Source organism: Methylobacterium sp. CCH7-A2 (assembly GCF_001557075.1).
GTDB classification, from domain to species: Bacteria; Pseudomonadota; Alphaproteobacteria; order Rhizobiales; family Beijerinckiaceae; genus Allobosea; species Allobosea massiliensis.
In genome coordinates this window covers 1-4,400 of the sequence record NZ_LSKN01000322.1, presented here as the reverse complement: position 1 = coordinate 4,400, position 4,400 = coordinate 1, and the positions used below count along the sequence as shown (strand labels likewise).

Annotated in this window: 2 protein-coding genes; both read left to right on the top strand. The window is 72.0% G+C overall.

The features are described from left to right. The first annotated feature begins 91 nt into the window (after positions 1-91). Positions 92-928 (top strand): hypothetical protein, encoded by an 837-nt coding sequence (locus AX750_RS25025; RefSeq protein ID WP_066720908.1) that lies wholly within the window; start codon positions 92-94, stop codon positions 926-928. 107 nt (positions 929-1,035) lie between these two features. Further along, positions 1,036-4,400 (top strand): hypothetical protein (locus AX750_RS25020; protein ID WP_066734831.1); only part of this gene is annotated, 3,365 nt, incomplete at its 3' end.

The following is a 4,400-nucleotide window of genomic DNA, read 5'->3' as shown; positions in this document are numbered from 1 at the left end:
CCCCCGAACCGGTCTCGCGCCTGGCGGGTGCCGCCCAGTCCGCCGCTGCCATCCGCGCGCGCGCCGCGAGGCGGCTGGAAGGCCACGCCGCGTGATCGAGAGGCCCCGCCTTCTCCCGGCCGTCATCCTCGGCGCCATGGCTCTCCTGGCGCTGAAGCTGTTCGCCTGGATGGCGGAGCCCTATCCCGGAACCATCCCCTCCAGCGGCCTGCTGCTGGCGAACACGCCCACCTCCGCCCCGGCGCAAAAACCTTCTGCAGAAGGCAGCGGCGCGGCGCGACTCGGCGCCATTCTCGATCCCGAGACGACCGGCTCCGTCGACAAGCCCGAGAAGAAGGACAAGGAGAAGGAAAAGGCGGAAGCCGAAGCCAAGGCGGAGGCCGCGCGCGCAGCCAACCCGCTCAACAAGGCCGCGATCATCAATGGAACCGCCCCGCCGGTCTCTCCGGCCGAGCGGGCGCTGCTGGAGCGCCTCGGCGAGCGCCGCGAGGAGATCGACGCCCGCATGCGCGAACTCGAGATGCGCGAGCGCCTGCTCGACACCGCCGAGAAGAAGCTCGACAGCCGCGTCGGCGACCTCAAGGAGCTGGAGACCAAGGCCGGCGGTGGCCCGGGCGCCAAGCCGCCGGGCGAGGAGAGCAAGGCGATCAAAAACCTCGTCATCATGTATGAGGCGATGAAGCCGAAGGACGCCGCCCGCGTCTTCGACCGGCTCGGGCTCGACGTGCTCGTGCCCGTCGTCCAGCAGATGAACCCGCGCAAGATGTCCGAAGTGCTGGCCGCCATGGCGCCAGACCGGGCCGAGAAGCTCACCGTCGCACTGGCTAACCTCGCCCGCAACGGCGCGACCGAGCGCGTTGCGGTCGACGCGACGGCACTGCCGAGCACCGAACTGCCCGCCATCGCTCCCGCCCCGCGGCGGCGCTGAGCGGGGCGAGCCCTTAACGCACCGTTATCCTTGACGCGCTAGCCTGCGCCGATCGGAGTGGTCCGTCCGGCCGCTCCGACCATGTCGTGTTGCGTGAGTGTCCGGCTTTGCGTCTTCCGCGTTCCCTCGCCTTCGGCATCGGCCTTGCGGCCCTCGCCGCCGCTGCCGGCCTCGGCGCGCCGGCGCTGGCCGCCAGCGCGACGCTGCGCGGCGAGGTAATGCCGCCGGGGTTCGGGCGCATCGCACTGACCTTCGACGAACCGACACAGACGCGCATTCGCGTCTCCAACGGCGTCCTCGTCGTCGCCTTCGGATCCAGCGTCCGGGTCGACGTCGCCAAGATCGCCCGCGAGCTGCCGGCCTATGTCTCGATCGCCCGCGTCGATCCCGACGGGCGCGGCATGCGCCTCGCCCTCGCCCAGCCTTACCGCGCCAATCTGATCGAGGCCGGCGAGCGCGCCTTCATCGACCTATTGCCGGAGAACTGGAAGGGCGTCCTGCCCGGCCCGCCGCCGGAGGTCATCGCCGAAATCTCGGAGCGGCTGCGGCTGGCGGAGAGCCGCGCCCGCGAGGCCGCCCGCGCCAACCAAGCGGTCCGCCGCCCGCTCGGCCTGCGCACGGCCAGCCTGCCGACTCTGGAACGGCTGATCTTCAACGTGCCGCCCGAGACGAAGCTGGCCTCCACTCTGAACGACGGCCTGCTGACGCTGACCTTCGACAAGGCGCTCGCGGTCGATCCCGGCGCGATCAAGGACGCGCTGCCGGACGGCATCGCGCTGCGCTCGCACGATACCGGCCCAGGTACAACCACCGTCGCGATCGCCATGCCCAAGAGCTGGCAGGTCCGCAGCTTCAGCGACGAGGACGGGCTCACGGTCGATCTCCTCAAGCCGGCGGGTCAGGCGCAGGCGGCGCCCGATCCGGTGGCCGCACTCTTGGCGGCGGCGCAGACGCCGGCCGGCGCGGCAGCCGTCCCGGCTTCTTCCCCGGCGCCCGGCCCCGCGGCACCGGCTGGCGACAAGCCGGCGGCGCCGCCTGCAGCCCCGGCCGCGGCAAGCCCGCCCCCGGCCGTGGTGGCACCGCCCGTCGATCCCGCGCCCCAGCCGGTCAGGATCGCGGCTTCCGGCAACCGGCTCGATTTCCGCTTCCCGCGGCCGACCGGCGCGGCCGGCTTCTCCGATGGCGGCATCGCCACGCTTGTCTTTGACACCCGCGACACGCTCGACCCCGCCGAACTCAAGGGGCTGCTGCCGCAGCTGATCGAGGACGCGACCGTCACCCGCGAGGGCCGCGTCGTGCTGGTGCGGCTGCGGCTGGCGGGCCAGCCGCTGACGCGCCTCTTCGACGACGGCAACACCTGGTCGCTCGGCTTCGGCGATCAGGGCGGCAGGCCCTCCGAGCCGCTGGCTCCGGCGCGGGGCGTCGACGAGCGGGGACAGACGATGGTCGCTGTGCCGCTGCGCGGCATGACCGGCGTGCATTGGCTCGAGCCCGGCCCCTCCGGCCTGCCCCTCGCCGTTGCCACCGCCACGGCGCCGGTGCGCGTCACCGCCAAGCCCTATCATTTCGTCGAATTCAGCCTGCTGCCGACCACGCAGGGGCTGGTCGTGATGCCACGCTCGGACGATGTCGTGGTCCAGGCGGGCACCGAGCAGGTCCGTATCGGTCGCAGCGGCGGGCTCACCGTGACGCTCGATGTCGGCCAACCCGACAAGACCGGCGAGGACGACGCCGTCGCCAAGCGCACGCCGCTGATCGACCCGGAGGCCTGGAGCAAGCTCGTCGTCGACACGGTGCGCGACCATGAGCGCATGCTGCAGCGCGAGGTCATCGGCGCCTCGCGCGCCCGCAAATCCGAGAAGCGCCTGGCCCTGGCGCGCTTCTACGCGGCCAACGGGCTGATGGCAGAAGCCAAGGGCCCTCTGATGGCCCTCCTCGCCGACGATCCAAGCATGCGGCGCAACCGCGAGGCCCTCTTCCTGAAGGGGCTGATCGCGGCGCAGATGCACCGGCATCAGGATGCCGCAGCCGCTTTCGAGGCCCCCGCGATCAAGGACGACCCGGAAACCGGGCTCTGGCGCGCGCTCGTCGACCAGCGCCGCGGCCTGCACAGCCCCGCTCTGCTCGGCTTCCGGCGCGGGGAAGCCATCCTCGACCGCTACCCGCCCGAGCTGCAGGCGCCCTTGCGCGCGGCCAAGGCCCGCTCGGCGCTGGCGCTCAACGACCTGACCATCGCCGAACGCGAGATCGACGCGCTGGCGGGAATGCGGCCCGACCTGGTCGATCAGGAGGAGATCGCCCTGCTGCGGGCGATGGTGGACGACGGCGCGGGGCGCCCGGACAATGCGCTCGCGGGCTATCGTCCGCTGTTCGAGGCGCGCAGTCGCCCGGTCGCGGCCGAGGCGCAGTTGCGCGCGGTGCGCCTCGTCCAGGCCGAGAAGCGCAACGACATCAATGCCGACGAGGCGCTGGCGCGGCTCGAGACCGTCTCGATGATCTGGCGCGGCGGCGAACTCGAGATCGAGACGCTGGGCGAGCTCGGCCGGATCTATGCCGACGCCAAGCGCTGGCGTGATGCCTTCCAGGTCGCGCGCCGGGCCGCCGAGACCTTCCCCGAGCATCCGATCACGCGCCGGATGCAGGACGAGACGGCGCAGCGCTTCGCCGATCTCTTCGCCGGCCGCGGCATCGACGATCTGTCGCGCATCGACGCGCTCGCCCTGTTCTACGATTTCCGCGAGTTCCTCCCGGCCGGCCGTCGCGGCGACGAGATCACCCGCCTGCTGGCCGACCGGCTCGTCGCGCTCGATCTGCTCGACCAGGCCGGCGAGATCCTGCGCTACCAGATCGACCGCCGCCTGACCGGTGCGGCGCGCTCCACGGTCGCGGCGCGGCTCGCCATGGTCAATCTGATGAACAACAAGCCGGCCGACGCGCTGCGCGCCCTGAATACGACCCGGCTCGTCGAGCTGCCGGCCGACGTGAAGCGCGCCCGGCTGCTGCTGGAGGCCAAGGCCCTCTCCGATCTCTCCCGCACCGACCAGGCGCTCGATCTGCTCGAGGTCGAGCGCGGTCCGGAGATCGACCGGCTGCGCGCCGACATCTACTGGACCGGACGGCGCTGGCGCGAGGCGGGCGAAGCCCATGAGCGCATGCTCGACGAGGCCTGGCGGGGCGAGACGCCGCTCACCGACAGCCAGCGCGGCGACGTCATGCGCGCCGCGATCTCCTATGTCATGGCCGATGAGGGGCTCTCGCTCGACCGGTTGCGGAGCAAGTTCGCCACCAAGATGGCGCAGAGCACGGATGCGCGCACCTTCGCCTTCGTCACCGGCGCGAACCGCTCGAAGGCCGCCGACATCCGCGAGATGGCACGCGCCGCGGCCGCCGCCGGCGCCGACAACCTGTCCGACTTCATGCAGGCCTATCGCGAACGCTATCCGGCCTATTCGGCCGCCGCGCGACCGAAGGC